Origin of the sequence: Desulfofalx alkaliphila DSM 12257 (assembly GCF_000711975.1) — a bacterium.
Classification (GTDB): domain Bacteria; phylum Bacillota; class Desulfotomaculia; order Desulfotomaculales; family Desulfohalotomaculaceae; genus Desulfofalx; species Desulfofalx alkaliphila.
Genome location: NZ_JONT01000011.1, coordinates 1 through 26800, shown reverse-complemented (window position 1 = coordinate 26800; position 26800 = coordinate 1). Strand labels below are relative to the sequence as shown.

The following is a 26800-nucleotide window of genomic DNA, read 5'->3' as shown; positions in this document are numbered from 1 at the left end:
TAGAGAAGTAAAGGGTTGGGGGTTATCAAATGGAAAAATTAACTACTTTTGTAATTAGCAGTGAAGCGGTGTGATAAATATAACAAGCCCCCAGGTGGAAGGGTGATTACCGGTAATGGAGAAGTGCCCGTATTTGTATTATGGGCTATACTGGATAGGGATGGGGCGGGTCCGTGGTGAACATTGAAGCATAAAACAAGTCCACAATATATAAAAAGGATGTGACTTTTTTGAAACCAAAAGTTTATATCACCAGAAAAATTCCCGATGAAACCTTGGCTTTAATCAGTGAAGTCTGTGAGGTGGCCCTATGGGAGCAGGAAGACCTTCCGGTTCCATATGAGGTGTTGGAAAAGGCCGTTGTTGAAGTGGACGGCATATACAGCCTGTTGACGGACAATATTGATGAGGCCTTGATCAGCAAGGCCAAAAATCTAAAGGTAATCAGCAATATGGCCGTTGGCTTTAACAATATTGACTTAAAGGCTGCCACTGCCAGGGGCATCATGGTAACAAATACGCCCGGTGTGTTAACAGAAACCACCGCTGACTTAACCTTTGCCCTGTTGCTGGCAACTGCCCGCAGATTGGTAGAATCATCGGACTTCCTGCGTGAGGGTAAATGGAAAACTTGGTCTCCGATGCTGCTTACCGGCCAGGATGTATACGGTGCCACCCTTGGAATTATCGGTATGGGGCGCATTGGGGAAGCACTTGCAAAAAGAGCCAAGGGCTTTGATATGAGGATAATTTATCATAATCGAAACCGGAAACCGGCTGTGGAAAAAGAACTGAATGCAGAATATGTTGACTTGGATGTATTGCTGAAGGAATCAGATTTTGTGGTTATAATGACGCCCTTTACACCGGAAACGGTAAATTTAATCGGCAAACGTGAATTATCCTTAATGAAAAAAACAGCCGTTCTCATAAATACTGCCCGGGGTGGAATTGTTAATGAAAAGGCTTTGTATAATGCCCTAGTAAAGGGCGAAATCTGGGCTGCCGGTTTAGACGTTTTTGAAGAAGAACCGGTTCCCTTGGATAATCCTTTGCTTTCACTGCCCAATGTAGTTGCCCTTCCGCACATTGGCAGTGCCAGTAAAAAAACAAGAATGACCATGGCTAATTTGGCAGCCGAAAATTTATTGCAGGCGCTGGCAGGCAAGACTCCACCAAACTTAGTTAATGTGGACCTTCTAAAGGGATGATCGCCTTTCCAAGGGCGGTAAAATTTAAGAGGGAAAAGAAGGTGCCCCGGCTCAATTTAAGGCCCTGGGGCACCCTCTATATTTTATATATTTATCTTACAGCGGAACCACGTTGGCTGCCTGGTAACCGCGACTGCCCTCAACAATATCAAACTCAACCCTTTGTCCCTCTTCCAGAGTTTTAAATCCATCCACCTGTATTGCTGAGAAATGAACGAAAATATCTTCACCTTCGCTGCTTTCAATAAACCCAAACCCCTTTGCGGCATTAAACCACTTTACAGTTCCTTGCATTAGCTTTTACGTCCTCCCTAATAGTCTTTTAATTTTATTATTTATTATTGACACTTTGCCATTCTAAGTTACTAGGAAATTATTGGCTAATTTAGAGGCGCTTATTTTAGGTTGAGAAAAATGTGTTATACTAACTTGTTAAAGGAAGAAAAAAATAGCACAATTCAGAAGGGGTCCATAAAATGAGAAAAACACTGGTACTAGCTGAAAAACCATCGGTGGCCAGGGATATAGCCAGGGTACTGAGGTGCAATCAGAAAGGAAACGGCTACTTAGAGGGACAAAAATATATTGTTACCTGGGCCTTGGGCCATCTGGTGACGCTGGCTGATCCGGAGGCCTATGATGCAAAATACAGTTCTTGGCGCATGGAAGACCTGCCCATAATCCCACCGTATTTTAAATTGGTGGTTATTAAACAAAGCGGTAAGCAGTTTAAAACCGTAAGCAGCCAAATGAACCGCAAAGACGTGAAAGATATTGTGATAGCCACCGATGCGGGCAGGGAAGGGGAACTGGTGGCCCGGTGGATTATTGAAAAGGCCAGGGTGAAAAAACCCATTAAGAGGCTGTGGATTTCTTCGGTTACCGACAAGGCCATAGTTGATGGTTTTAACAACTTAAGGGACGGTAAAGATTATGAAAACCTATATGCCTCTGCTGTGGCTCGGTCTGAAGCTGACTGGTTGGTAGGGATTAACGCCACCAGGGCGCTGACCTGTAAATATAATGCCCAGCTTTCATGCGGCAGGGTGCAGACGCCTACCCTGGCCATGGTATTAAAAAGAGATGAAGAAATTAAAAATTTTAAGCCGCGGCAGTATTACGGCCTTGTTGCTGTCACAGACAAACTCAAGCTGGTTTGGCAGCACAGCAAAACAAAGGATACAAGAATTTTTGATCAGCATAAGTGTCAGGAAATTTTAAATACCCTGAGCAATAAAAATGCCCAAGTTACCGCGGTGGATAAGGTGAATAAAAAAATCCACCCGCCGCACTTATACGACCTAACCACCCTGCAGCGGGATGCCAATAAATTTTTTGGCTACTCGGCAAAGGAAACGCTGTCGATAATGCAGCGGCTGTACGAACAGCACAAGTTGTTGACTTACCCCCGCACAGATTCCAGATATATTTCCACTGATATGGTGGACACCCTAAGGGATCGGGTTGAGGCTTGTGCCCATATGGGGTACGCTAAACTGGCTAACCAAGTGCTGAAAAACACTCTTAAGGCAGGCAGGCACTTCGTTGATAACAGCAAGGTATCAGACCACCATGCCATTATTCCCACTGAACAAGGGACATATTTGGATAACTTAGACGACAGGGAAAGAAAGATTTATGACTTAGTTGTAAAAAGGTTTTTGGCGGTGTTTTTTCCGCCCTTTGAGTATCAGCAAACTACCGTTAGGGCAGTCATAGGCCATGAGAACTTTGTCTGCCGGGGTAAAACTGTACTGGCCCAAGGTTGGAAGGAAGTATACGACTACAACTTTGAAGAAGATGATGGGGACGGAATTTCAGAAGAATTGCTGCCCCCTGTGAAAAAAGGGGACAGCTTAAAGGTATTATCGGTATCGCAAACCACGGGTGAGACTAAGCCGCCGGAGCCCTTCACCGAAGGAAGTTTACTGGCTGCCATGGAAAATCCGGTTCAGTATATGGCCGGTGAAAGTAAAGACCTTATTAAAACCCTTGGTAAAACCGGGGGTTTAGGCACGGTGGCCACCAGGGCCGATATTATTGATAAGCTCTTTAATAACTTTTTAATTGAAAAACAAGGCAAGCATATTTATATTACTTCCAAGGGAAGGCAGCTATTAGAACTGGTGCCAGAGGATTTGAAGTCTCCGGCCCTGACTGCCCAATGGGAGCAAAGGCTGGAAGCTATCTCGAAGGGAGCCCTGAACAAAAACAAATTTATAAATGACATGAAGGCCTATGCCAAAGCCGCCGTCAATGAAATTAAAAACAGTGAGGGAAAATTTAAACATGATAACCTAACCGGCAATAGGTGCCCGATCTGCGGCAAGTTTTTATTAGAGGTGAAGGGCAAAAGGGGCAAAATGCTGGTCTGCCAGGATAGGGACTGTGGTCACAGAGAAGGCGTCAGTAAAACCACCAAGGCCAGGTGCCCAAACTGCCGTAAAATGCTGGAACTGTACGGCCAAGGTGAGGGACAAATATTTGTCTGCGGCTGCGGCTATCGTGAGAAATTAACCGCCTTTAACGACAGAAGGAAAAATGAAAAGAGTAATGTGTCCAAAAGAGATGTGCAGAAATTCCTTCAGCGGCAGCAAAAGATTGAGGATGAGCCAATAAACACTGCTTTGGCCGACGCCCTGGCAAAATTAAAACTCAAATAAATAAGTAAAGGGCCTGAACATATATTGCCCCCCTTTAATACTATAAGAATAATCACAGATAAAGGTGGGTGATATACATGTTCAGAAAACCTTTAGAGGTTAGAATAATAAAGTCCATAGAGTTGCTGGTGAACGCCTATTTAATGCCGTCAATAAAGGGGCCCTTTGGCAAATACATTATTAATCGGTTGGTCAGAAAATAAATTAAGATAAAAGCCCGGCCCTACTTTTTGTAAAAGAGGATTTATGGTATATAATGGAATAAAACCAAAAGAAAGGATACTGACCATGGCTCACCATACCGCTAGGGCCAGCTATAAAAAGCTGCAGGAAAGATTAAACAGATTTCCCCAAGGGGCACCCCCCTCCGAAACATTGTATAAAATACTGGCCGTTTTATTTACCGAAAAAGAGGCCCAGTTGGTGGCCCAATTACCCATCAAGCCCTTTAGTGCCAAAAAGGCAGCTAGAATATGGAAAATGAGCGAGAAAGAAGCCCAGCAAATATTAGAGCAATTGACCTCCAGGGCAATTCTATTGGATGCCGATTATAAGGGCACCACTAAATATATACTGCCGCCCCCCATGGCCGGCTTTTTTGAATTTGCCTTGATGAGAACCAGGGGGGATATTGACCAGAAGCTGTTAAGTCAGCTCTTTTATCAATATCTAAATGAGGAAGAAGACTTTATTAAGGATTTGTTCTTTGGCAGTGAAACCCGCTTGGGCAGGGTATTTGTGCAAGAGCGGGTCTTAACCAATGAAAATGCCATCCATGTGTTAGATTACGAACGGGCCAGCCATGTGATTAAGACCGCCAAACATATCGGTATAAGCATGTGCTACTGCAGGCATAAAAAAGAACATTTGGGTACGGCATGCAATGCCCCCATGGACATTTGCATGACCTTTAACAATACAGCCCATTCCCTTATTAGGCATCAGTTTGCCCGGCGGGTGGATGCGTCCGAGGGCTTAGAGTTGCTGCATATGGCCTATGAAAACAATTTGGTGCAATGCGGAGAGAACGTGCGACACGATGTAAGTTTTATTTGCAACTGTTGCGGCTGCTGTTGTGAAGCCCTGGTGGTGGCTAAAAAATTTGGCATGCTGCAGCCGGTGCACACCACAAACTTTTTGCCCCATATCAATAATAAGAGCTGCACCGGGTGTGGCAAATGCGCCCAGGTGTGCCCCATAAATGCCATTAATATAGAAGAAATTAGTGTGGCTGGGAAAAGAACGAAAAAAGCCCGGGTGGACGAAAACATTTGTCTGGGCTGCGGTGTATGTGTAAGGAATTGTTCCTTGGGCTGTATTTCGCTCAAGAGCCGAAGCCGGCGGGTAATTACCCCGGCAAACTCAGTGCACCGGGTGGTGCTAATGGCCATAGAGAGGGGCAAACTGCAAGAGCTGATATTTGATAACCAAGCTTTTCAAAGCCACCGGGCAATGGCCGCCATTTTATCAGCAATATTAAAGCTGCCGCCAATAAAGCAGCTTATGGCCAGCAAACAAATGAAGTCGGTGTATTTAGACAAATTAATTGGCAGACTGAGCAATAAATAGATCTTAGCCGGGTAAGCCCTTGGCCCAAGCCAAGTAATTTTTTCAAGTGAATTAGTGATGTTTAACACAAGCTTTTATGTTAAAATACTTATGGACAAAAAATTAATTACAGGAGGAAAAGCATGAGATTTAAAAGACCACTAATCATGGTGCTAACCCTGGTATTGTGCCTGGCTTTGGCAATGGGCGCAGGGGCCATGAACTTATCGGCGAAGGATGCATTAATTGGCAAAATCAAGGTGTTTGACCTGGGTATTAACCCTGAGTTTTACAACAAGTCCAGGGGCGAATCCAACCTTGAGGTGGAAAAGTTTGCCGGAGCGCTGGCTCAAGGGATGCCTGATTTTACCGGATCTAAAGTAGACTTTATTTACTATCTGGACGAGCCCAACAAAACAATGAAATTAAATTTGCTAACTGACTTTTTAGGTAAACAACACAGCACTGACATGTACATCACAGAGGATAAATTGATTCTTGAAAGAGCATTGTTTGATATTGTTCAGCAGTACCTTGCTCCGGATCAGCCAATGCCCTTTGAACCAAGCACAGAGTATTTGTATTTACCCACCAAAGAAATGACCAGCATGTGGGAGCAAATGCAAAGCTATAAACAGCAAACATTGCCTAAGGAATATATTGAATTAATGCTCTTTATGATTGAAGCGGTGCCTGAGCAGTATTTCAGCATAAAGGGCGGCCATATAATAATTGAACTGGATCAGCAGGGATTTGAAGACACACTGATTAACCTGCTGACAAAATTGGAAAAGGAAACCAATCGTTTTGTTGACATCCTTGTGAAAATGAATGGGACTGCCTTTGAAGAGATGGGTGTTTCTGAGGAAGAATTGAGGCAAGAAATAATTAACAGTATCAGTGGAATGCCCAAGGAAGAAATAATCAGAGAAGTCAGCACTTACGTAACCATTGAAAAGCTTTACTATCAGACTCCCATACTGCCCGGCGGCAACAGTGAGTTTAATTTACTGGTTAGTTACAGTGATGCTGAAGAAATGAATTTAGGCAGCGTTGAATTTGTTATCACCGCCGACGGTGCGCCGGAGAACCGGAGCAGCGATCTTAACTTCACCGTCTGCCACAAAAACATTCCGTCAAACCTGGAAGTTAACTTTGCCTGGGTGCAAGAATATCAATATGACGACAAGCAAGGAACAGGCAAGGATAAAATCAGTGTACAGGCCTATGAAACCGCTAACAATATGGCCATGCTGGATGTGGTGGTAAACATCAATTCAGTGGCTGAAATAGACCCCCACATATCACTGTCTGCACCTCAACTAACTGAAGAAAACAGTCTGGATCTCAATGAATTAATACTCACGGCTATCGTTGAAGAGATTGCGGCTGAAGATGAACTTATTTTAGTGGTTAACGGTGATATTATGATAACTGATATAAATCCCTATATCAAAGACAATCGCACCGTGGCGCCGGTGAGATTTGTAGCGGAAGAACTGGGTGGCGCCGTTGATTGGGTGGAACCAAACCGGGTGTGCATCACCAAGGGTGATAAAGTTATTCAGATGCATATCGGTGAAAATTCCTTCAAGGTCAATGGGGAAGACAAGTCTTTAGACGTGGTGCCCTTTATTGAAGATGGCCGCACCATGGTGCCGGTAAGATTTGTGGCTGAACAATTGGGGGCCACCGTTGAAATGATTGGAAACCAAGTGCATATTAATTATTAGTGAATTAAACACGCCTTGCCTCTTCCGGCAAGGCGTGTTTTGTTGTCTGCTTCATTAAAAAACAGCGGCATGGGCGCATTTACATATTTTAACTATTGGGTTATTATGGATGGGGGTGATTTAGCATTTTAGCTTCCGGTAAAGAATCTATTGCCGGAGAATAGGGTTTTAAATCCAACAGGGGGCTGCCGTCTAAGGCATCTAAACCCTGTACCCTTAGCTTGTTTTCTGAAACTGAAATTAGCTTAACCATTGTTACCCCAATGGGATTGGGCCGGGACGGAGAGCGGCAGGCAAAAACCCCTTTTATTTCTTCACTAAAGGGAGTTTTGGTTTGCAGCTTTTCTCGGTTTGCCAGATGTAGCCAGTAAAGCACAATCAGGTGAGTGGCGTTAGAAATATCCTTCAACCCGTCAACATATTGATTAAATATCTCCAGCGTAAATATCTGATCAGAAAAACGCCCCTGCTTAGGTGCCTCTTCCTTTGTTTTATAAGGGGAATGGATTACTCCAATGGGGTAGAGCTGCATTTTACTACCTCCGAAATTTTGCCCGGCTGGGCTGCTTATTAAAAAGATTATACAACATATTCAAGGGTGGTTAAATATGTCCGCTAAAAGACTTTTCAAAATTTTTACATGTCTATTGCTGCTCACCCTTCTGTTTGGTTGCGGTGGCGGCAGGCCTGACACCTACACAGTGGCCGATGAGACCGGTGATTGGGGCTACCCAAGCCCCCATGGCATATATGCCCGGGGCCCGGCTTATGTGCGGATGAGTTTACTTTTTGATACACTAATCTGGAAGGATGCCCAGGGATTTGTGCCTGCCCTGGCAGAAAAGTGGGAATACATGGCAGAAGAACAGGCCTACCTTTTTACCCTGCGCCCAGGTGTTAGCTGGCATGACGGAAAACCCTTCACCGCCAAGGATGTGGCATTTACCTTTAACTATTTTAAAGAACATCCCTTTGTATTTGCAGATATCTCAGATGTAGCCGGTGTGCAGGTAATAAATGAATATGATGTTAAAATAGTGCTGGAAAAACCAAGGGCTTCTTTTTTAGAAGATGTGGCCGGCACCTTGCCCATAATACCGGAACACCTCTGGCAGGATGTTGCTGACCCTTGGAATTATCAGCAGCCCCAGGCCTTGGTGGGTACAGGCCCCTTTAAGCTGGCTGATTACAGTAGGGAGCACGGCAGTTATTTATATACCGCCAACGAGAACTACTACCTGGGCCGGCCGCTGATAGAAAATCTGCAATTTGTCAAAATGAGCAAGGATGTGGTGCCGGCAGCCCTGCGCCGGGGGGAAATTAATGCGGCGGAAATTCCGCCGGAAATGACCGGCCCACTGTCAGATGAGGGCTTCAATGTCATATCCGGACCCTTGTACTGGAACCATCGGCTGATGATTAACCATACCAAGGAGCCTTTTAACGAGAACCGGCTTCGCCGGGCGCTGGCCCATGCCATAGACCGGGAGGAGCTGGTACAGGTGGTGGCCCGGGGGCATGGTCAGGCCGGGTTGGCAGGGATGCTGCCGCCGGACAACCCCTGGCACAACCCCCAAGTGACCCAGTATCACCATGATAGGGTTAAGGCAAAGCAACTGTTGGCAGAACTGGGCTTTGGGCCTCACCGGCCGCTGACTTTGGAATTGCTGGTATCCCAACGCTTTGCCCGGGACGGCGAGATTATAGCTTCCCAACTGGCTCAAGTGGGCATAAAGGCGGAGTTAAAGAGTTTGGAACAAAAATCGGTGGATAACAAAATAAACAACTGGGATTTTGATTTGGCCGTCACCGGTCACGGCGGCCTGGGCGGTGACCCCGATGTGTTGAGAACATTGATTTTAGATGACGGTTTTAACAGTGCCCGCTATGACGGCAATGCTGAGCTGGTGCAGTTGCTGCAGCAACAGCTGGGTGAGATGGATGCAGAAAAACGAAGGGAGTTAATTAACCGGGCCCAAAGCATTTACGCCGAAGAAGTTCCCGCTTTAAGTTTATATTATCCGCGCTGGTATTTTGCCCATGACGGCAGTTTGCCTTTATACTATACCAAAGGCGGTATAGCTGTTGGCGTGCCGCTGCCGTTAAACAAAATGGCTTTTATAGAAAGTAAACTTTAATCAGGGGTGTCATTGTCATCAACTATCTAATTGCACTGCTGTTCATTTTGGGCATAAACTTTTTACTGCCCAGATTATTGCCCGGCGACCCCATAACAGCCATTTATGGCCCGGAGGTACATGTGCAAGGCAACAGCCAACTAAAGGCAGAGCTTACACAGCGTTTTGCACTGGACCAGCCCCTGGCAGGCCAGTTTATTACCTATATTGGCAACCTGGCCAAAGGGGATTTGGGCTACTCCTTTTATTATCAAGCCCCGGTCAGCGAGGTACTCCTTAGTTTTCTGCCCTGGACCCTGCTGTTGGCCGGGGGAGCCTTAATACTTTCCACCGCAATTGGCTTTATACTGGGTGTGGAGTCGGGGTGGAACCGGGCCGGAAAAAAGGATATGACCCTGCTCACCGGGGTGATGCTTTTAAGCGGCATGCCCGATTTTGTGGTGGGCACCTTACTGCTGCTGGTCTTTGGGCTGACCCTGGGCTGGTTTCCCCTGGCAGGGGCAGTTACTCCCTACGGAGGGCTTAGCGGCCTGGCCCTGGTGCTCGATGTGCTGCATCATTTGGCCCTGCCCCTGGCCACCTTAACCATTGCCGGTTTAACAGGCACCTTTATGCTCACCCGCAACACCATGGTTACGGTGTTAAAGGCGCCCTTTTTACTTACTGCCCGGGCCAAGGGGCTTTCCCCCCGGCTGGTGCGCTACCGTCACGCCGGACGGAACGCTTTGCTGCCGGTGGTTACCGGCACCGGCATGCGCCTGGGCCGGCTGGCCACCGGCGTGTTATTCGTGGAAGTGATTTTTTCCTATCCCGGAATAGGCCTGTTAATGCATACCGCCCTTATGGCCAGGGACTATCCCATAATACAGGGAGTTTTTTTGGTGGTGACCCTGTCGGTGCTCACCGTCAGTTTTTTATTAGATATTATTTATACTAAATTAGACCCGAGGGTTGTCTATGCACCTTAATTACCTAAAATTATTTATCAATAACAAGGCCGCCCGGCTGGGGATGGCACTGTTGGGGACGGTGCTCTTGGCGGCATTGCTGGGCCCCCACCTGGTGCCCCATGACCCTTGGCAATATTCCGGCCATGTGCTGCAGGCTCCTTGTGAGCGGCACTGGCTGGGCACCAACGATGTGGGCCAGGATATCTTTAGTCAGCTTGTTTACGGGGCGCGCACCTCCATGGCGGTGGCCTTTGGGGTGGCGCTGCTATCAACCCTGACGGCGCTTGTACTGGGCAGTGCCACTGCCATGGTGGGGGGCCGGTGTGATACTGTGTTTATGCGCATCACCGATGCCATGCTGTCTATTCCCCCGGTGCTGATTATAATCTTGGCCGCTGCCTACTTAAGGCCGGGCATACCCTCATTAATTTTGCTGCTGGTGGCGGTGGGCTGGCCTGCCGGGGCCAGAATAGTACGCGCCCAGGTGCTCACCCTAAAGGAGCGTACCCATGTTTATGCGGCCTATACCTTTGGCTCCGGCCCTTTGGCGGTATTTATTAAACACCTTTTGCCCGATTTGGGACCGGTGGCGGCGGCGGGCTTTATTCAAGGGGCCAGACGGGCCGTTCTTACCGAGGCCGGCCTGTCTTTTTTAGGCATCACATCCCCGGGCTTAATCAGCTGGGGGAGCATTATTTACCAGGCTGTGAACTTTAGTTATTTAGGTGTTTGGAAGTGGTGGCTGCTGCCTGCCTGTGCCGCCCTTTCTGTTACCGTGTTGGCCATTACATATCTTGCCTACGGGATGGAAGCGGTATTGGACCGTCCTTTAGGTGTGCAGGGGCGTGAAGTATAACATGCTGCAGGTAAAAGATTTATCACTGCGTTATCACAAAAAACAGGTACTAAATAAGATCAGTTTTAACATTGCACCGGGCCAGGCAGTTGCGGTGATTGGCGAATCCGGTGCCGGTAAAACGTCCTTGGCCTTGGCCATTGGCCGCTTAACCGAAGGGGCACAGGTGACGGGCCAAATACTGTTTAACGGTCAAAATATATTATCCCTCAGTGAACAAGAGATGCGGCAGTTGCGCTGGAATAAAATATCATTTGTCTTTCAAAATATGTGGAATTCCCTAAACCCGGTGCTGCCGGTCATTGACCAGGTGGCTGAACCGGTGATAGCCCACCGGCTAATGATGCGGGATGAGGCCTTTTTACATGCCCGGCGGCTGCTTATTGAGGCCGGATTAGACGAAGATAAACACCGGCATTACCCACATATGTTGAGCGGCGGGGAAAAACAGCGGGTCAGCCTTGCCATGGCCCTGGCCAACAAGCCCCGGCTGGTGATAATGGATGAACCCACCGCCTCGCTGGATGCAGTGACCAAAGGGCAAATACTGGCCCAGCTGTGCCGTTTGAAGGGTAAAAAATCTTTCTTGCTGGTTACCCATGATCTTTCTGCCGCTGCCATGGTGGCCCATTGGGTGCTGGTGCTCTATAACGGTGTCATAGTGGAGGCAGGGCCGGCAGAGCTTGTGTTTAAAGAGCCCAGGCACCCCTACACACGGGGTTTGATACGCTGCTATCCCAATATGGATACCACAAAGGATCTGGTGGGCATTAAAGGGCAAATGATAAAAGAAACAGGGGGCTGTTGTTTTAGCAACCGCTGCACCCAGACGGTGGCCCCTTGTTTCACGGAAATACCCCCGCTGGTGCCGGTGGGTAAGGGTATGCTGGCCTGCCACCGGGGCGGTGTGGTTCCCTTGCTGCAGGTGCAGGGATTAACAAAACACTATGGTAGAGTTGCGGCACTAAATGGTGTGGACTTAACCTTATACGAAGGGGAAACACTGGGCTTGGTGGGTGCCAGCGGCTCCGGTAAAAGCACCCTGGCATACACGGTAATGGGCTTGGAAAAACCCAACCGGGGCCGGATTTTGTTAGAGGGTGAAGAAATAAAGAAAAGGGACCGGGGATTTTATCAGAGGGTACAAATGATTTTTCAGCACCCCCTGGATGCCATCAATCACCGCAGTATGGTGGTTGATGCGGTAAGGGAGCCCTTGGATGTGCAGAAGGTGGGCACTGCCCCGGAACGGCTGGCCCGGGTAAAACAGTGTTTACAAGAGGTGGAACTGCCCACAGAAGAAGAGTTTTTACATACCTACCCCCACCATTTAAGCGGTGGCGAAATACAGCGGCTGACCATTGCCCGGGCCCTGGCTGTCAAGCCCAAAATGTTAATAGCCGATGAACCTACCTCGGCATTGGATGCCAGTGTACAGGCTAAGGTGTTAAAGTTACTGCTCAGTTTACAAGAAAAGTACGGCTTGGCCATACTCTTTATCACCCACGACTTGGCCCTGGCCAGAAAGGTCAGCGACCGCATTGCAGTGATGCACCAAGGTAAAATAGTAGAAGAGGGCAGGGCGGCAGATATCACCTCTAAGCCCCAAAGGGCATATACCAAACAGCTGTTACAAAGTGCTGCCCGGTTATTTGTTTAATAGATTTTACAATTACTGATTGCATAAAGGGGAAATTATGAATAAAGGAAATGAAGCAAGTTACCAACTAATCTGGCCCGGTAAAGAAGAGGCCTTACTGGCGGCACACAGCCCCACAGGTAAGAAGATGTATCCGGTAAAGGAGGACAGCAGCCATTGGGCCACCACCGAAAACCTTTACATTGAAGGAGACAACCTTGAGGCACTAAAGCTATTGCGGCAGTCCTATGCCAACAAAATAAAGTGCATTTACATCGACCCCCCCTATAACAATGTTAAGGACTTTGTGTATAAAAACAACTTTAAACAGCAAAGGGATAACCACAGCCACTGGCTCAATTTAATCTATCCCAGACTTATATTGGCCCGGCAGCTGCTGACCGAAGACGGTGTTATTTTTATCAGTATCGACGACAACGAAATTGCCAACTTAAAAATTATCTGCGATGAAATATTTAAGGAAGAAAACTTTGTCGCTATTTTAGTGTGGGAAAAGAAGAAAAAAGGCTCCTTCTTACGTAAAAGCATTACCAATGTTAAAGAATACCTGCTGGTTTACTGTAAAAATAAGGGGCGGTTTGAAGGCTTAATCGGTGAAATTAATAAAAGACCGGAAACCTATCCCTGCATCAATGCCCAGAACAAAAGGGAAATACGCAAAATACCAAAGGGGATAGCCAGCAAGTATAAAGAAAAAAACTATTTCCTGCCCACAGGAACGGTAATTTCTGATACCACCATGAGCATTGTGCTGCATTCTGATTTAGTAATTAAAGACGGCAAACTGGCTGAAGATGTGCTTATTGAAGGCAACTGGCGCTATACACAGTCTTTAATGGAGCAATTTGCCCAAAAAAATGAGCTTTATATCACCAGGGATCTCTACATTCGCCGAATAGTCAATAAGCCCCGGCAAAAACAGCTCAAGGACTTGCTGCCCAGGGTGGGCAGTGATGAGGAAATGAGCCACCAAGATATTAACCTGGACAATTTATTTGCCTCGGGGTGGGGTTCCAACGAAGATGCCGATGAAGAACAGCGAATACTGTTCCAGGTCCAGGGTTTAATGGATTACCCCAAACCGGTAAAGCTAATTACCAAGCTTATAGCCTCTGTGAGAGATAAAAATTTATGGTTACTTGATTTCTTTTCAGGCTCTGCCACCGCCGCCCACGCAGTGATGCTGCTAAATGCCTTGGACGGCGGCAGCCGAAAATATATCATGGTGCAATTGCCGGAAAAATGCGGCGCGCATACAGTGGCCTATAAAAACGGCTACACCAATATTTGTGAAATAGGAAAAGAAAGAATAAGAAGGGCGGCCCAAAAGATAAGGGAAGAAACAGGTGCCGACATAGATTACGGCTTTCGGGTGTATAGGATAAAATAGTTTTAGGTGTTTACCGGGGGCGGTGACTGCGTCCCCCGGCATGTCAATTTTACGGATATCAAGAAGAGGTGCACTCTTCTTTTTTTGTAAAGTGCCCCTCAATCCGATCGATGTAAGGTATGAAGAACTTAATAATGTAGCCGCTGAATACCGCCACCACCAGTGTGCCAATGCCTATGGGCCCGGCAAATAAAAAGGCAAGGATAACCAGCACTATGTTAATTAGGGCCCGGGAAATACCCAGGTTAAAATTAGTTAACTTACTAACTACCAGCATGGTGCGATCTATGGGGTTGGGGGCAAAGTCAGAATGCAGGTAAATGGCTATGCCCAGACCGGAGATTACCATACCGGCCCCAAAGCAGACCACCTGCATAATTAAGGTGCCCGGTTGAATTAGCCCACCCAACAAAAACATCCACAAATCAATGCCTGCACCGGTAATTAAGGAGGTCACCAGGGCCCAGTATTCCAGACCTTTACGCATGGCAATGGCATTAAATATCACCATGGTGAGGCCCACAATTATTTCCCAACTGCCTATTGTAAAACCAAGGGTGATAAACAAGCCCACCAGCAAAGCATCAAAGGGTGAAGTGCCCAGATCTGCCTGAATGGTTAATACGATACCCAAGGTTAAAAGGATAATTCCCACCACATAAAAGATAAAGCTGCGTTTCATCCGGTACAACTTCCTTCCATAAAAATAAAACTTATAAAAATAAAGCCAATCTTAATGTTAACACAGGATCGCAATAAGTGCCAGTTGGCAGATTTGTGTTCACAAGGGGTGATTTAACCCTATACATTGTTGGAAAAATTAGTGTATTATATTATTGTTGATCTTTCACGGCAATTTATTAATAAGAGGTAAGAAATGAATAATACCCTTTTGACAAACCTTATTATAGTAGGCGTTTTTATAGTTTACGGTGTTATTAACTACTTTATCGGAAGAACCTGTTGGGAATATTTATTTAGCTACATTCCACATCTAAATGAGAAAGTATTTTGGTTGCTTTTTTGGTTTGTGGCCTGGTCCTATATTTTACTTAAACTGCTTAATAGGTATTTGCCCCATGGCATCAACAGCCTATTAAGTTGGGTTGGCGGTTTCTGGTTATCAATACTCTTTTATTTATCTTTGCTTCTATTAGGCATATTGTTGATTAAATTACTGAACTCGTACTTTAACTTTTTGCCGCCGGCCTTACAAAACCCCCACGGGGTAACTGTCGGCCTGTTAATTGTGCTTGGCTTGCTGCTTGCCTGCGGTCTTTGGAACGCCAGAAATATTGAAAGGGTGCCCTATGATGTGGTAATTAATAAAGAAGCAGGCAATTTTGAGGAACTGAAGATAGTTTTAGTTGCCGACCTGCACCTAGACCATATCAATAATAAGAGGCGACTGGAGAAAATAGTTGCGAAAATAAATGAAAGTGAACCGGATCTGGTACTTTTGGCAGGCGACCTTGTCGACACCGACCTTAACTATTTTAAAGAGCAGCAAATGGACAAGACCCTGCAAAAGATACAATCTAAATACGGGGTTTACGGTGTGCCGGGCAACCATGAATACTATAACAGCGCTGACATAAATGACCTTATGTCAGCCATTGAAGGCGGCAATGTAAAAATGCTGCGGGATGAGTACGTCAAAGTGCAGGATAGTTTTTACATTGTGGGCAGGGATGATCTGACGGTGGGGCAAATGCATGGTGCGGGGCGGAAGAATTTAAGCTCTTTGATGAAGGATTTTGATAAAAAACTACCAATTATTTTAATAGACCACCAGCCTTTATTTTTAAAGGAGTCCCAGGAAAACGGTGTGGACTTACATTTATCCGGACATACCCATGGGGGTCAGCTATTTCCCAATCATCTGATAACCCAAAGGATGTTTGAAATAGACAGGGGCCATTTAATAAAAGATAAGCTACATGTGATTGTGACCTCCGGTGTCAACACCTGGGGTCCGGTGATTAGGCTTGGTACTAAGGCAGAGATAATAAATATTAAGGTGACCTTTAATAAACAGTAGTATTGCGGCTGTGGAATTGAGGGGGCGCGAAAGATGAGTATACTTATTGTCACCGCTGTGCCGGTGGAGAGAGATGCGGTGCTGCAGGGGCTAAACAATGATGAAAACTTTGATGTGGCGGTGTCTGGGGTTGGCCCGGCGGCTGCTGCTGCAGCCACTGCCAGCCAGCTGGCCGCAAAACAATACCGCCTGGTGGTCAGTGCCGGCATTGGCGGCGGCTTTTCAGGCCGGGCTGAGGTGGGTTCGCTGGCGGTTGCCAGCGAAATTGTGGCCGCCGATTTAGGGGCAGAGACCCCCCAGGGCTTTTGCAGTATAGACCAACTGGGTTTTGGTTCAAGCCGCATTGCCGTGGATGCCGCTGTGGCTAAACAAGTCAGTCAAGGGCTGCAGAGGGCCAAACTGCCGGTTAACACCGGCCCGGTGTTGACGGTGTCCACCGTCACCGGAACCGCTGAAAGCGCTGCAGAAATCATTGAACGGGTGCCCGGTGCCGTGGCCGAGGCCATGGAGGGCTACGGGGTGGCCTTGGCAGCCCATAACAAAAATATTCCGGTCATAGAGATTCGGGCCATCTCAAACCTGGTGGGCCCCAGGGATCGCAGCGCCTGGCGTATAAAAGAATCTTTAGAAATGCTGACAAAGGCCTGTTCAGTGTTATTGGAGGTGCTGCCATGAAAATAGCCTTTTCACCCTGTCCCAACGATACATTTGTATTTCATGCCTGGGTACACCAACTGATACCGGGTGCACCACAGCTTGATGTTACCTATGCCGATATCGATATTACCAACACCTTGGCATCGGGATCCAAGGGGCCGGATGTGGTGAAGATTTCCTATGCCGCTTTACCCTGGGTGTTAGATCGGTACGCACTGTTGCCCTGTGGGGGTGCAATGGGCAGGGGTTGTGGCCCGTTGGTTTTAACGGCCGACAAAATATCTGACCCGACGGTATTGGCTAACAAAAGGGTGGCGGTGCCCAGTGAACGGTCGACTGCTTACCTACTCTTTCGGTTGTGGGTGGCCCAAGAGGTTCCGGGGGGAGTGGGTGAAATTGTAGTGATGCCCTTTCATGAAATAATGCCTGCGGTACGGGACAAAGCGGTGGATGCCGGCCTTGTCATTCACGAGGCCCGCTTTACTTACCGTAATTACCGCCTTAGCCGGTTGGTGGACCTAGGCCGCTGGTGGGAGGATGACACTAAACTGCCAATACCCCTGGGTGCCATTGTGGCCCGGCGCACCTTAGATCTTTCAGCCATTGCCAATTGGATTAGAGCCTCGGTTAAACATGCCTGGGCCAATCCGGAAGATTCCCGGCAGTATGTGATGCACCATGCCCAGGAGATGTCCTACCAGGTGGCACAGCAGCACATTAAGCTTTATGTGAACGAGTTTACCGAAAATATAGGAGGTCTGGGCTATCAAGCCATAGAAACACTGCTAACCCGGGCTCATCAGGCAGGTTTAGTACCAGAGGTAGATTTGGCAAAATTGCGCCCATAAACATAAAAAATCTCGTATTGGTTGACAAAACACCATTGCTTATAATAACCTTTGCCAAGGGAACAGAATTAGTAGGGGGTTTAAAATGCCAGACCATATTAAACAAGGTTTATGTGGGGCGATAGCCTTTGCCTCGATTTTTACTGTTTTGCAGTACATATTATCCGATGAACTTAATTTTGCTGGTTTACTTGCTGGTTTATTTGGAGGAGCGTGTTATTTTTTATCTTGGGTGTTTTTTTCTTCTATTAGAAGAAAAAAGCGTTGAAAACCCCAAAAGTTTAACAAAGTTGGATGAAATTACATATACTGTTAAAAAAGGGGGAAACCAAGATGTCCAAAGTGGAAACCAGCGTATGGCCCATATGGTGGTGGCCAATTGTATTTGCCTTTGTAATTCTGTTTATTATTCTAATAATTTGCTGTATTTGTTTTCTGTAAAACTGCCTTGGGCAGTTTTTTATTGCCCCACTAAGCATCAAAGTATTTTTAGAGTAGTGAAGGAAATATTAATAGTCAAAGTTGCTGCCTCCCAAAGGACAAGCCGAATAGGTGCGGATGCAAAAGATAGTGTTGCGGCGGAACAAATCAGGTTTGCCACTTAAAAGCCGTATAAAAGGAGAAAATATAAATGACACAAGTAACAGCAGCGATAATAAAGAAAGATGATTTAATACTAATTGCCAAAAGAAATTCAAAAGACAAACTGGCAAATAAGTGGGAATTTCCCGGCGGAAAAATTGAACAGGGGGAGACCCCCGAAGAATGTCTTTACAGAGAAATAAAAGAAGAACTAAACATTGAAATTGAAGTTGGCCAATATTTTGGTAGAAGCATCTATCATTATAAACATGGAATTGTTGTATTGTTGGCCTACTGGGCCACCTGGAAAAGCGGAGACATAAGACTACAGGTCCATGATGAATATAAATGGGTTACGCTGGACCGGCTCACTGATTTTGACTTTGCTCCGGCAGATGTGCCCATTGTAGAGAAACTGCTGAATATAACCAATTCTTGTACCATCTGATGATTTTGCCCGCAGGCTCGAAAATGAAGTGGTTAGGTCATTGGGGCCTAACCACCCTTTAGGTTTTAAAGCTAACCCAGGTGCAATCACGAAAATTACCCTTTGGGGTGATATTAGTGTACTTAACAAAACCTTTAATACCGGCCGGCAGCCATATGCCATCGGCCTTTTTAACACCGTATAGGTCAAGCAGTTTTAAAAGGGCTGCTTTTTCCTCTTTTCCAATACCCGAAGCGTGGCCCTGTACCTTATCCCCTTTACCTACTAAAACATAGCCGTCCTTTGGTTTATAGCCAAAAATGTTAACTTCACTTACTGTCCAATTTTTAATTTTTAACCATGCAGAACTGCGCTGGCCGGGCAAGTACCTGCTGTTCTTGTGTTTGGCAACCATTCCTTCAAGCTCTTGCTTTTTAATGGCTTCCCAAAGGCTTAACCCATCCCTTTCAATAAAATCTATTTTTTTAATATTTGCTGAATCCTTTAGTGCCTCGCCTAACACCTCTTTTCGTTCTAACAGACTTTTATCCAATAAGGGCTGGCCGTCCACTGATAATATATCCCAAACAAGGTAGTAGGCCGGCTGAGTTTTAGATATATTAACTGCATTTTTAGAAGATAAATACCTTGACATTGTCCCTTCAAAGTTAGGTTTGCCCTCCGTTAAAACCGTTATTTCCCCGTCTAAAATTGCTTCCTCTGCCGCCAAGTCAGGGGCCAGCAACTCGGGAAAAGCCGCAGAACAATCCTTGCCGTTTCTGCTTTGCAGACGTGTTTGGCCATTGGAAAAATGCAAAAGACACCTTACCCCATCCACCTTCCATTCAAACAAATAATTATCATCGTTAAAAGGTTTATTGATAGTTTTTAGCAGCATTGGTTTTACCGGAAAAGATAGCATAAGACACCCCCTAACACTTATAATTGTGCCCAAACCCATAATCGCTATTTATATGTGAAAACAGACATAAAAAAGAAAGACTTCTGATATAATGTTAGTTGACCAAAACCGCATACAAAAGACGGGCACCTCATCTAAGATAAATACAGGGGATTTTCTGTTGGCAAGACCGACAATTAATGAAAGGAGGTATAGGGGATGAATAGATGTATAATATACACCTTGTACTTAATTGCAATACTTGGGTATATTGTGGGCATGCAGCAATTTGATATTTATGTAAAAAACGAACTGAACACTACGTTAAATGTGAATATAATTAATCATTTGATAAATATAATTATTTTACCGTTAATCTTTGGCTTTTTATTAGGCTCATTATCACTTTATGAGCGGTTTATTTCTAAAAGGAAGAAATGGAAAGTGAATTATAAAAAACTAATGATTGTGGGTTTACCGTGCTTGGTAATTTGCATGACCCCCTTAATAGCTTACGCCGGCTCTTTTTTTTATACCGGAAATATGGTGCAAAAAATAATTTATTTGGTATATAGCAATATCGACTTAAAACTATTAACCGTCTTTCTTGGGTTTATTCTACTAAACAGTATAGAAGAAAAGGACAAATAATAACTATACTAATGACACAATCGGTAATCGCTATAAACTTGACTGAAAACTTTAAAAGCATTAAAATTATAGTGCGATATGGGAGTGGATGGTGCCTGGTGGTGCCCCTGGTCTTCAAAACCAGTCGTGGGGCGGTTGTCCCGTCCCTGGTGAGTTCGATTCTCACACATTCCCGCCAATAACATCAAGACCTCCGGAATTCCGGAGGTTTTTTTGTCCAAAATAGAATAATTTCCGTAGGGGAATTGTGATCCAAACCTTGTCTAAAAAATGACAATCTGAGCATGTCATAACCAGTGTTTGAGTTATGGCTGTCCCTTCACCGTTAAATTCAATACTTCTTTTTAGTTCATTAAATCTTGACCTAATATGGTAAAAAAGTTTTTCTTTTTCCCGGGTATCCTTCTCTAAATAACTTTTCTGAAGTTTTTCCAGTTCTTCGATTAATTTTTTTACATCTGTTTTAATGACAAAATATGTGGAAATCAAAATAGTATTTATGTCATTTAGAATAATTTCTTCAAATTCATACCGGCTTGCCAAGTCAAAAAATACAGCCCCTCCACCAACAAATGGTTCAATATATTTCTTTATCTTTCCCTTCTTTAATTTATTGGGGTATAATTCTACAAAGGTAGATAAGAGTTGTCTTTTTCCACCTGCCCATTTTACAAAAGGTTTTGCTTGAACCCGACCATCAATCATGCTAATCCCCCTAGAAGCTTTAAAACCATTCTAATTGGATATAAGTATTATAACATGCTTTCACTAATAGTGAAGTTTTACTGGCTTATATGGTATACTTGTAATTATCAGTATTGAAGGGTGGAGCCAATGGGTAAAGATTATTACGAAATATATAAAAAAATCGGGCAAAACATTAAAAAGTTAAGGATAAAAAATCAACTTACACAGCAAGAGTTTAGCAAACTAATTGGAATCAGCTGCAGTTACTTAACAAAAATTGAAGCTCCCAACTGCGATAAAAAATTCTCCTTGGAGCTTCTAATAGTGATTTCAGACAAGTTGAACATTGACATAAAGGAACTGTTCAATTTTGATGAAGAGAAAGTGACATAAACCGGCTCCATTCACTATAACTAACGAACTAAGTGACTATGTTCATAGGAGGAAGAACATTGAAGTTTATTTCATGGAATATTGACTCATTAAATGCGGCGTTAACAGGTGTTTCAGCACGGGCTTTATTATCTCAAAATGTATTAGATACGATTAAAGAACATAATCCGGAAATTATTGCCTTACAGGAAACTAAGTTACCAAGTACCGGTCCCACCAAAAAGCATTTAACTATTTTGAATGAAAGGTTTCCGGATTATGAAATTGTTTGGAATAGTTCTGTAGAACCGGCCCGCAAGGGTTATGCAGGTACCATGTTTTTATATAAGAATGATTTAAAACCATCTGTTACCTTTCCTGTTATTGGTGCGCCAGGTACCATGGACGCTGAGGGCCGAATCATTACATTAGAATTTGAACATTTCTACTTAACACAGGTTTATACTCCCAATGCAGGTGACGGTTTGAATCGTTTAGCAGATCGTCAGATTTGGGATATAAAATATGCGGATTATCTGGCAGAGTTGGATAAAAAGAAGAATGTTATTGCAACAGGAGATTTCAACGTAGCACACAAAGAAATAGATTTGGCTCATCCCAATAACAACCGTCGCTCTGCCGGCTTTACTGATGAGGAGCGTCAAGGTTTCACAAATCTCTTGGCAAAGGGGTTTACAGATGTCTTTCGTTACCTGCATGGTGATGTAACAGGTGTTTATACTTGGTGGGCCCAGCGTGCTAAAACAAGCAAAATTAATAATTCTGGCTGGAGAATTGACTATTGGCTGGTGAGTGATCGGATTGCCGATAAGGTTATTAAATGCGAAATGATTGACTCAGGGCCAAGGCAAGACCATACACCAATATTACTTGAAATTGATTTATAGTTTATAAATAGTTAATGAATAAATTATGTCAATGGGATCAAAAACAGTTCACTGATAAATACGATTGCACAGCAGGATAGTGATACCATAAAAAGACTGGCACCGAACCAAGCGGCAACTACACCGATTATTAAGGCCAATGCCCCCGATATGGGGCTTTGCGTTGCCCCCAAAATTGCAGGAAAGGTCATAACTGCTAATGTTATGTATGGCACGTAATAAAGGAATGACTGCAAAAAATCATTTTTAATTTCTTTTCGAATCAGCGTTAGGGGTAAAACGCGTATTGCGTATGTGACACCGGCCATGATTGCCAGATAAATGTAAATATTATTAGTCATTCTCCATTTCCTTTCTCTTAACTGGAAATAATAAGGCTGCCATTGCAGATATTGCCACTGTTAAAATTATTGTTCGTGTGCCTGCAGACAGACTTGAAACCAAGGGTAGCCAAGTTGCTGCATAACTGGATGCAAAACAAATTAATATTAAACCGGCTATAACTTTATTTTTATTGGCAGGCGGAATAATGACGGCAAGAAACATTCCATAAAGTGCGACACTTAGAGAACTAACGGCACGCAAAGGAAGAAGATTGCCTGCTATAACACCCAAGGCAGTTCCTGTTGCCCAGCATGGTGCCGCAACAAGGATAGCACCATAAGTATAGTAGGGGTTTAAAAAACCGGGCCTTGCAATTGAAATACCGAAAAGCTCATCGGTAACATAAAATCCCATTAGAAGACGATGATGTAGGGGTGTTTCCGGTTTCATACGTTGACTCATGGCGCAGCTCATGAGAAAGTATCTGGCATTTGCAATTAATACGACAATTACCATTTCCAAATATGCTGCACTTGCCGCAATCAATGTAAAGCCTGCATATTGCCCAGCGGAAGCGTTGACAAGTGCACTTGCCAGAAATCCCTGAAAAGCTGTAAGGCCTGCATTCTTTGCTACAATGCCCAAGGAAAAAGAAACAGCAAAGTAGCCGAGACCAATGGGAATGCCATCTCGCATTCCATCATAAAAGACACGGGAATTTTCAGCTTGAATACCTGGCAGGGATGATAATAAAGGTTTCATAGATGTTCTCCCAATAGTTTTTCTTATATAGTATAGAATGGTGATTTAAATAAGTAAAGTGAATGATTATGTAGTCATATATAAAAAATGGCTGTCCTGCAGGACAGCCGTTTTTCATAGGGTTATTAACTAAAGAGTTTTGGCATAATCGCCTATTTTTTTATCCATGGTTTTTATGTGTTCAGAAAGCCAGTTAATAACCATTTTATTGGCATTAAGTATTACCAGAATATTACCGCCGGACTTGTTATAATCGCTCTTCAATTTGGCAAGATCTTTGATAAAGCTTGCATGGGCTCTCTTTTGAGCATCAATTTCTGGGTAACTGATTTTTTCCATATAGGCTTCTTCATCTCTAAAGTGTTGCTTTGTATACTCATCTAAGAAATCAAGCATGGTTTCTATGTATTCTTTTGCTCTCCGTTCTTTTCCGGCCTCAAACAGTCCATTAGCCTTTTCAAACCAAACCTTGTGTTGGTCATCAATATGTTTAATACCGACCGACAAGTTAGGAGTCCATACTACTGACATATAAACCCTCCTTTTTATATAGATTTTATAGATATTTTGGGATTAATTCAATAGATTTCCTGAAAAAGGGCGTATTTTGTATTATTTTGCATACCAGGATATGAGGTTATGAAAGTAAACAGACGCCAGTAGCTATTTTATTCCTGCTGGCGCTAGTGGCTTTTTGTAACCGGTTTAGACTAAAATTTATATGATTTGGGCACAAACTTAATAGATTTTAAACAAATATTAGTTGGGATATAGAAATATTTAGAAAATATAGCAGGAGAACATTAAAAATATTTGAATAATACAGAATAATACATTAGGAGGTGTTTAATATGAGTTTAAACACAAAAATATTTCACAAGATGAGTTACGGTCTATATGTTATAACATCGAAAAAAGAAGACAAATTGAATGGCCAAGTAGCTAACACGGCTTTTCAAATCTCGTCAGATCCTGCAACTGTAGCCATTGGTATTAATAAAAACAACTTAACAAACGAATTTATAAAGGAAAGCAAGGTATTCTCGATAAACATATTACCGACCAGTGTCTCCATGGATTTAATAGGCAACTTTGGATTTAAATCCGGCAGGGATCACGATAAGTTTACTTCTATACCATACTCTATAGGACAAACAGGGGTTCCCCTCCTTAAAGAAAGCTGTATTGGTTGGCTGGAGGCTGAGGTAATTGACAGCATGGATATTGGAACCCACACTTTGTTTATAGGTAAAGTAGTAAATGCCGAGGTTCTCTCGGCAGAAGATGAACCGATTACTTATGCCATGTACCATTTACTAAAAAAAGGAGTAATGATTAACAAAAAAAGTGACGAAGATACCAATGTTAGCGAGAATGTAAAAAATGATAATAAGGCAAAAAAATATGTGTGTTCAGTTTGCGGTTACGTTTATGATCCTGAAGCCGGTGATGCCGATTCAGGCATTGCCCCAGGGACAGCCTTTGAAGACCTGCCTGCGGACTGGGTGTGCCCGCTTTGTGGTGTAGGCAAGGATCAGTTTGAAGCTGATGAATAAAAATTGAGTAGAAAAACTACTTCAATAAAAGGAGATTAGCAATGAAAAAAACTTTAAAGAATAATGTCCACTGGGTCGGCAAAGTGGATTGGGAGCTGCAAAAATTTCATGGGGATGAATATTCAACACACAATGGTTCAACATATAACGCCTATTTGATACAGGAAGAAAAAAATGTTTTAATTGATACCGTCTGGTCACCTTTTGCAGCTGAATTTGTCGACAACTTGGCTAAAGAAATTGATTTAAACAAAATAGATTATATAGTGGTTAATCATGGCGAAGTGGATCATAGTGGGGCACTCCCTGAGTTAATGAAGCGTATACCGAGTACCCCCATTTACTGTACTGCTAACGCAGTAAAATCATTAAAAGGCCAGTATCATCAAGAATGGAACTTCAATGTAGTAAAAACAGGAGATAAACTGGATATTGGTAACGGAAAAGAACTGGTATTTGTAGAAATGCCAATGCTTCACTGGCCGGACAGTATGGCCGCTTACCTCACCAAGGATAATATATTATTTAGTAATGATGCCTTTGGGCAGCACTATGCAACTGAAAAAATGTTTAATGATTTGGTGGATCAATGTGACTTATACAAAGAGGCTATTAAGTATTATGCAAATATCTTAACTCCATTTAGCCATATACTCAGAAGAAAGTTGGATGAAATTATATCATTAAACTTAGCAATTGATATCATTGCACCCAGCCATGGTGTTATATGGAGAGATAACCCCATGCAAATTGTAGAAAAATATTCCCAATGGGCTAATGATTATCAGCAGAACCAGATTACAATTATTTACGACACCATGTGGAATGGTACCAAAACAATGGCCGAGAATATTGCAGAGGGAATTGAAATAGCTGATAAAGAGGTAGAGGTTAAAGTATTCAATCTTGCCAAGAGTGATGATAATGATTTAATTACGGAAGTATTTAAATCTAAGACAGTTGTTGTTGGCTCCCCGACAGTTAATAGAAGCATTTTGCATTCCATTGCCGGCTTTGTTCATTTAATGCATGAACTTAACTTTAAGAATAAAAAAGCGGCAACCTTTGGGTGTTATGGTTGGAGTGGCGAATCAACAAAGGTGTTATCGGAGTTATTAAACAAGGCAGGATTTGAAGTGATTGATGAGGGGTTAAAAAATCACTGGGCCCCTGATCAAGATGGGAAACTTGCTGCCATAGAGTATGGTAAAAAAATAGCCAAGGCATAGTGATATAAAAGAACACGGCGTTTACACTTTTATAAGGTAAACGCCGTGTTCTTTGATTATTTATAAATAATCTCTAAAACTCCATCTTCTTAACAACAATAGAACCTAATTTTGCCAGATCTTCTTCTAGCTTTTTGATTTCTTCTTCAGCCCCATTAAAGAATTCCAGCAGAATAAGCCCTTTGTTACCACATGAATCTTCTGCTTTACAACTAGCAATATTTTGATTTAATCCCAGTCTAGTTTTAATACTGCACCCTGCCTTAGTTAATAGCTCCTGAACTGTAACGGCATCCTTAGTTCTTTGGTCAATTTGAATACCCATAATAACTTTTGCCATGGCTTGTCTACCCCCTTTTATTAGAAAATTGTACCATATTATCACGAATTTTGCGAACATTTCTTTTTTACTGGACGGTGTCAACTTTTTGTAGGATATTTCTTTCCGACCACTCATCTTGGTTTTTAGATTTTAAATGACCCATGCTGTATACCTTTTAAACATCGAAACATAGGTATTACTTTCCCGCGGTTTAATATCGTCACATTCTTAAATTGTTCCTGTGTCTGTTTATAAATATTGCACATCTTGGCTGTACCAGCTTTGCCTAGACTATAGGTATTATTACACAGCCGTTTTAAATGTTCCAATTTAACTTTTCCACCACTGCTGGTATATGCCCGCAGTTCTGCCATGGCTTTTAGA

At 43.8% G+C, this 26800-nt stretch carries 29 protein-coding genes, 1 tRNA gene and 1 pseudogene; 21 read left to right on the top strand and 10 right to left on the bottom strand.

Going from position 1 to position 26800, the window contains the following annotated elements:
- Window positions 1-230 precede the first annotated feature (230 nt).
- Complete coding sequence (locus tag BR02_RS0107325) at window positions 231-1211, top strand: 2-hydroxyacid dehydrogenase (protein WP_031515704.1); 981 nt, start codon at window positions 231-233, stop codon at window positions 1209-1211.
- Window positions 1212-1307: 96 nt separating this feature from the next.
- Here the strand turns inward: BR02_RS0107325 and BR02_RS0107320 are convergent, their stop codons facing one another.
- Window positions 1308-1505 carry a cold shock domain-containing protein gene (locus BR02_RS0107320; RefSeq protein ID WP_031515702.1) on the bottom strand — a complete coding sequence of 66 codons (198 nt, stop codon included), beginning with the start codon at window positions 1503-1505 and terminating at the stop codon, window positions 1308-1310.
- A 182-nt stretch (window positions 1506-1687) separates the two neighbouring features.
- On the opposite strand from BR02_RS0107320, the gene BR02_RS0107315 reads away from it, so the two are divergent.
- The 4 genes from BR02_RS0107315 (at window position 1688) to BR02_RS14775 (ending at window position 7155) form a co-directional block, all read left to right on the top strand.
- Window positions 1688-3874: a DNA topoisomerase III gene (locus tag BR02_RS0107315; protein ID WP_031515700.1), complete on the top strand. Its 2187-nt coding sequence runs from the start codon at window positions 1688-1690 to the stop codon at window positions 3872-3874.
- A gap of 77 nt (window positions 3875-3951) precedes the next feature.
- Window positions 3952-4077 carry a hypothetical protein gene (locus BR02_RS15985; RefSeq protein WP_274377120.1) on the top strand — a complete coding sequence of 42 codons (126 nt, stop codon included), beginning with the start codon at window positions 3952-3954 and terminating at the stop codon, window positions 4075-4077.
- A gap of 85 nt (window positions 4078-4162) precedes the next feature.
- The gene (locus BR02_RS0107305) at window positions 4163-5443 is read left to right on the top strand and encodes a 4Fe-4S dicluster domain-containing protein (RefSeq protein WP_034639008.1); all 1281 of its coding nucleotides are present in this window, start codon (window positions 4163-4165) and stop codon (window positions 5441-5443) included.
- A 122-nt stretch (window positions 5444-5565) separates the two neighbouring features.
- Entirely contained in the window at window positions 5566-7155 is a 1590-nt protein-coding gene (locus BR02_RS14775; protein ID WP_051688190.1) for a copper amine oxidase N-terminal domain-containing protein, read from the top strand.
- A gap of 103 nt (window positions 7156-7258) precedes the next feature.
- Here BR02_RS14775 and tsaA read toward each other — a convergent pair whose 3' ends face one another.
- Complete coding sequence (tsaA, locus tag BR02_RS0107295; RefSeq protein WP_031515694.1) at window positions 7259-7687, bottom strand: tRNA (N6-threonylcarbamoyladenosine(37)-N6)-methyltransferase TrmO; 429 nt, start codon at window positions 7685-7687, stop codon at window positions 7259-7261.
- Between the two features lie 76 nt (window positions 7688-7763).
- On the opposite strand from tsaA, the gene BR02_RS0107290 reads away from it, so the two are divergent.
- Genes BR02_RS0107290 through BR02_RS0107270 form a run of 5 tightly spaced genes read left to right on the top strand, consistent with a single transcriptional unit; the run spans window position 7764 to window position 14149 of the window.
- On the top strand, window positions 7764-9293 hold the full coding sequence (locus BR02_RS0107290) for an ABC transporter substrate-binding protein (protein WP_031515692.1): 1530 nt from the start codon (window positions 7764-7766) through the stop codon (window positions 9291-9293).
- Between the two features lie 47 nt (window positions 9294-9340).
- The gene (locus BR02_RS0107285) at window positions 9341-10261 is read left to right on the top strand and encodes an ABC transporter permease (RefSeq protein ID WP_238442423.1); all 921 of its coding nucleotides are present in this window, start codon (window positions 9341-9343) and stop codon (window positions 10259-10261) included.
- Window positions 10251-11099 (top strand): ABC transporter permease, encoded by an 849-nt coding sequence (locus tag BR02_RS0107280; protein ID WP_031515688.1) that lies wholly within the window; start codon window positions 10251-10253, stop codon window positions 11097-11099. Before BR02_RS0107285 ends, BR02_RS0107280 begins: the two co-directional genes overlap by 11 nt.
- On the top strand, window positions 11089-12759 hold the full coding sequence (locus tag BR02_RS0107275) for an ABC transporter ATP-binding protein (RefSeq protein ID WP_238442422.1): 1671 nt from the start codon (window positions 11089-11091) through the stop codon (window positions 12757-12759). The genes BR02_RS0107280 and BR02_RS0107275 overlap by 11 nt, the downstream gene beginning before the upstream one ends.
- 37 nt (window positions 12760-12796) lie before the next feature.
- The gene (locus BR02_RS0107270; RefSeq protein WP_051688188.1) at window positions 12797-14149 is read left to right on the top strand and encodes a site-specific DNA-methyltransferase; all 1353 of its coding nucleotides are present in this window, start codon (window positions 12797-12799) and stop codon (window positions 14147-14149) included.
- 58 nt (window positions 14150-14207) lie between these two features.
- Here the strand turns inward: BR02_RS0107270 and BR02_RS0107265 are convergent, their stop codons facing one another.
- A complete protein-coding gene (locus tag BR02_RS0107265; RefSeq protein WP_051688187.1) occupies window positions 14208-14831 on the bottom strand; it encodes a YczE/YyaS/YitT family protein in 624 nt (207 codons plus the stop codon).
- Window positions 14832-15026: 195 nt separating this feature from the next.
- Here BR02_RS0107265 and BR02_RS0107260 point away from each other — a divergent pair, with 195 nt between their 5' ends.
- The 5 genes from BR02_RS0107260 (at window position 15027) to BR02_RS0107240 (ending at window position 18725) form a co-directional block, all read left to right on the top strand.
- Window positions 15027-16190 carry a metallophosphoesterase gene (locus BR02_RS0107260; protein ID WP_031515680.1) on the top strand — a complete coding sequence of 388 codons (1164 nt, stop codon included), beginning with the start codon at window positions 15027-15029 and terminating at the stop codon, window positions 16188-16190.
- 33 nt (window positions 16191-16223) lie between these two features.
- Window positions 16224-16865 carry a futalosine hydrolase gene (locus BR02_RS0107255; protein ID WP_031515678.1) on the top strand — a complete coding sequence of 214 codons (642 nt, stop codon included), beginning with the start codon at window positions 16224-16226 and terminating at the stop codon, window positions 16863-16865.
- On the top strand, window positions 16862-17695 hold the full coding sequence (locus tag BR02_RS0107250) for a 1,4-dihydroxy-6-naphtoate synthase (protein WP_031515677.1): 834 nt from the start codon (window positions 16862-16864) through the stop codon (window positions 17693-17695). The genes BR02_RS0107255 and BR02_RS0107250 overlap by 4 nt, the downstream gene beginning before the upstream one ends.
- Before the next feature lie 85 nt (window positions 17696-17780).
- On the top strand, window positions 17781-17963 hold the full coding sequence (locus BR02_RS15420) for a hypothetical protein (RefSeq protein ID WP_157834939.1): 183 nt from the start codon (window positions 17781-17783) through the stop codon (window positions 17961-17963).
- A 363-nt stretch (window positions 17964-18326) separates the two neighbouring features.
- The gene (locus BR02_RS0107240; RefSeq protein ID WP_031515673.1) at window positions 18327-18725 is read left to right on the top strand and encodes a (deoxy)nucleoside triphosphate pyrophosphohydrolase; all 399 of its coding nucleotides are present in this window, start codon (window positions 18327-18329) and stop codon (window positions 18723-18725) included.
- A gap of 58 nt (window positions 18726-18783) precedes the next feature.
- Here the strand turns inward: BR02_RS0107240 and BR02_RS0107235 are convergent, their stop codons facing one another.
- A complete protein-coding gene (locus BR02_RS0107235) occupies window positions 18784-19626 on the bottom strand; it encodes an ATP-dependent DNA ligase (protein ID WP_051688186.1) in 843 nt (280 codons plus the stop codon).
- A 198-nt stretch (window positions 19627-19824) separates the two neighbouring features.
- Here BR02_RS0107235 and BR02_RS0107230 point away from each other — a divergent pair, with 198 nt between their 5' ends.
- Both BR02_RS0107230 and BR02_RS15415 read left to right on the top strand, forming a co-directional pair.
- Window positions 19825-20256: a hypothetical protein gene (locus BR02_RS0107230; RefSeq protein WP_031515669.1), complete on the top strand. Its 432-nt coding sequence runs from the start codon at window positions 19825-19827 to the stop codon at window positions 20254-20256.
- 80 nt (window positions 20257-20336) lie between these two features.
- A tRNA-Sec gene (locus BR02_RS15415) sits at window positions 20337-20434 on the top strand.
- On the opposite strand, the gene BR02_RS0107225 is transcribed toward BR02_RS15415, so the two are convergent.
- On the bottom strand, window positions 20419-20961 hold the full coding sequence (locus BR02_RS0107225) for a DNA adenine methylase (protein WP_051688185.1): 543 nt from the start codon (window positions 20959-20961) through the stop codon (window positions 20419-20421). The genes BR02_RS15415 and BR02_RS0107225 overlap by 16 nt on opposite strands.
- A 129-nt stretch (window positions 20962-21090) precedes the next feature.
- Between BR02_RS0107225 and BR02_RS0107220 the strand changes: the two genes are divergently transcribed.
- Together BR02_RS0107220 and BR02_RS0107215 are read left to right on the top strand one after the other, a co-directional pair.
- Complete coding sequence (locus BR02_RS0107220) at window positions 21091-21336, top strand: helix-turn-helix domain-containing protein (protein WP_031515665.1); 246 nt, start codon at window positions 21091-21093, stop codon at window positions 21334-21336.
- A 59-nt stretch (window positions 21337-21395) separates the two neighbouring features.
- Entirely contained in the window at window positions 21396-22223 is an 828-nt protein-coding gene (locus tag BR02_RS0107215) for an exodeoxyribonuclease III (protein WP_031515663.1), read from the top strand.
- 23 nt (window positions 22224-22246) lie between these two features.
- Here the strand turns inward: BR02_RS0107215 and BR02_RS0107210 are convergent, their stop codons facing one another.
- The 3 genes from BR02_RS0107210 to BR02_RS0107200 all read right to left on the bottom strand — a co-directional run bounded on the left by BR02_RS0107210 (window position 22247) and on the right by BR02_RS0107200 (window position 23840).
- On the bottom strand, window positions 22247-22564 hold the full coding sequence (locus BR02_RS0107210; RefSeq protein WP_031515661.1) for an AzlD domain-containing protein: 318 nt from the start codon (window positions 22562-22564) through the stop codon (window positions 22247-22249).
- Entirely contained in the window at window positions 22557-23309 is a 753-nt protein-coding gene (locus tag BR02_RS0107205) for an AzlC family ABC transporter permease (RefSeq protein WP_031515659.1), read from the bottom strand. The genes BR02_RS0107210 and BR02_RS0107205 overlap by 8 nt, the downstream gene beginning before the upstream one ends.
- Before the next feature lie 129 nt (window positions 23310-23438).
- Entirely contained in the window at window positions 23439-23840 is a 402-nt protein-coding gene (locus tag BR02_RS0107200; RefSeq protein ID WP_031515657.1) for a bacteriohemerythrin, read from the bottom strand.
- A gap of 320 nt (window positions 23841-24160) precedes the next feature.
- Between BR02_RS0107200 and rd the strand changes: the two genes are divergently transcribed.
- Complete coding sequence (gene rd, locus BR02_RS0107195; protein ID WP_031515655.1) at window positions 24161-24865, top strand: rubredoxin; 705 nt, start codon at window positions 24161-24163, stop codon at window positions 24863-24865.
- 41 nt (window positions 24866-24906) lie between these two features.
- Window positions 24907-26094: an anaerobic nitric oxide reductase flavorubredoxin gene (locus tag BR02_RS0107190; RefSeq protein ID WP_031515652.1), complete on the top strand. Its 1188-nt coding sequence runs from the start codon at window positions 24907-24909 to the stop codon at window positions 26092-26094.
- A 73-nt stretch (window positions 26095-26167) separates the two neighbouring features.
- On the opposite strand, the gene BR02_RS0107185 is transcribed toward BR02_RS0107190, so the two are convergent.
- Together BR02_RS0107185 and BR02_RS15750 are read right to left on the bottom strand one after the other, a co-directional pair.
- Window positions 26168-26434 carry a CPF_0552 family protein gene (locus BR02_RS0107185; protein ID WP_031515650.1) on the bottom strand — a complete coding sequence of 89 codons (267 nt, stop codon included), beginning with the start codon at window positions 26432-26434 and terminating at the stop codon, window positions 26168-26170.
- A gap of 125 nt (window positions 26435-26559) precedes the next feature.
- Window positions 26560-26800, bottom strand: a pseudogene (locus BR02_RS15750) (ISLre2 family transposase); the annotation flags it as partial.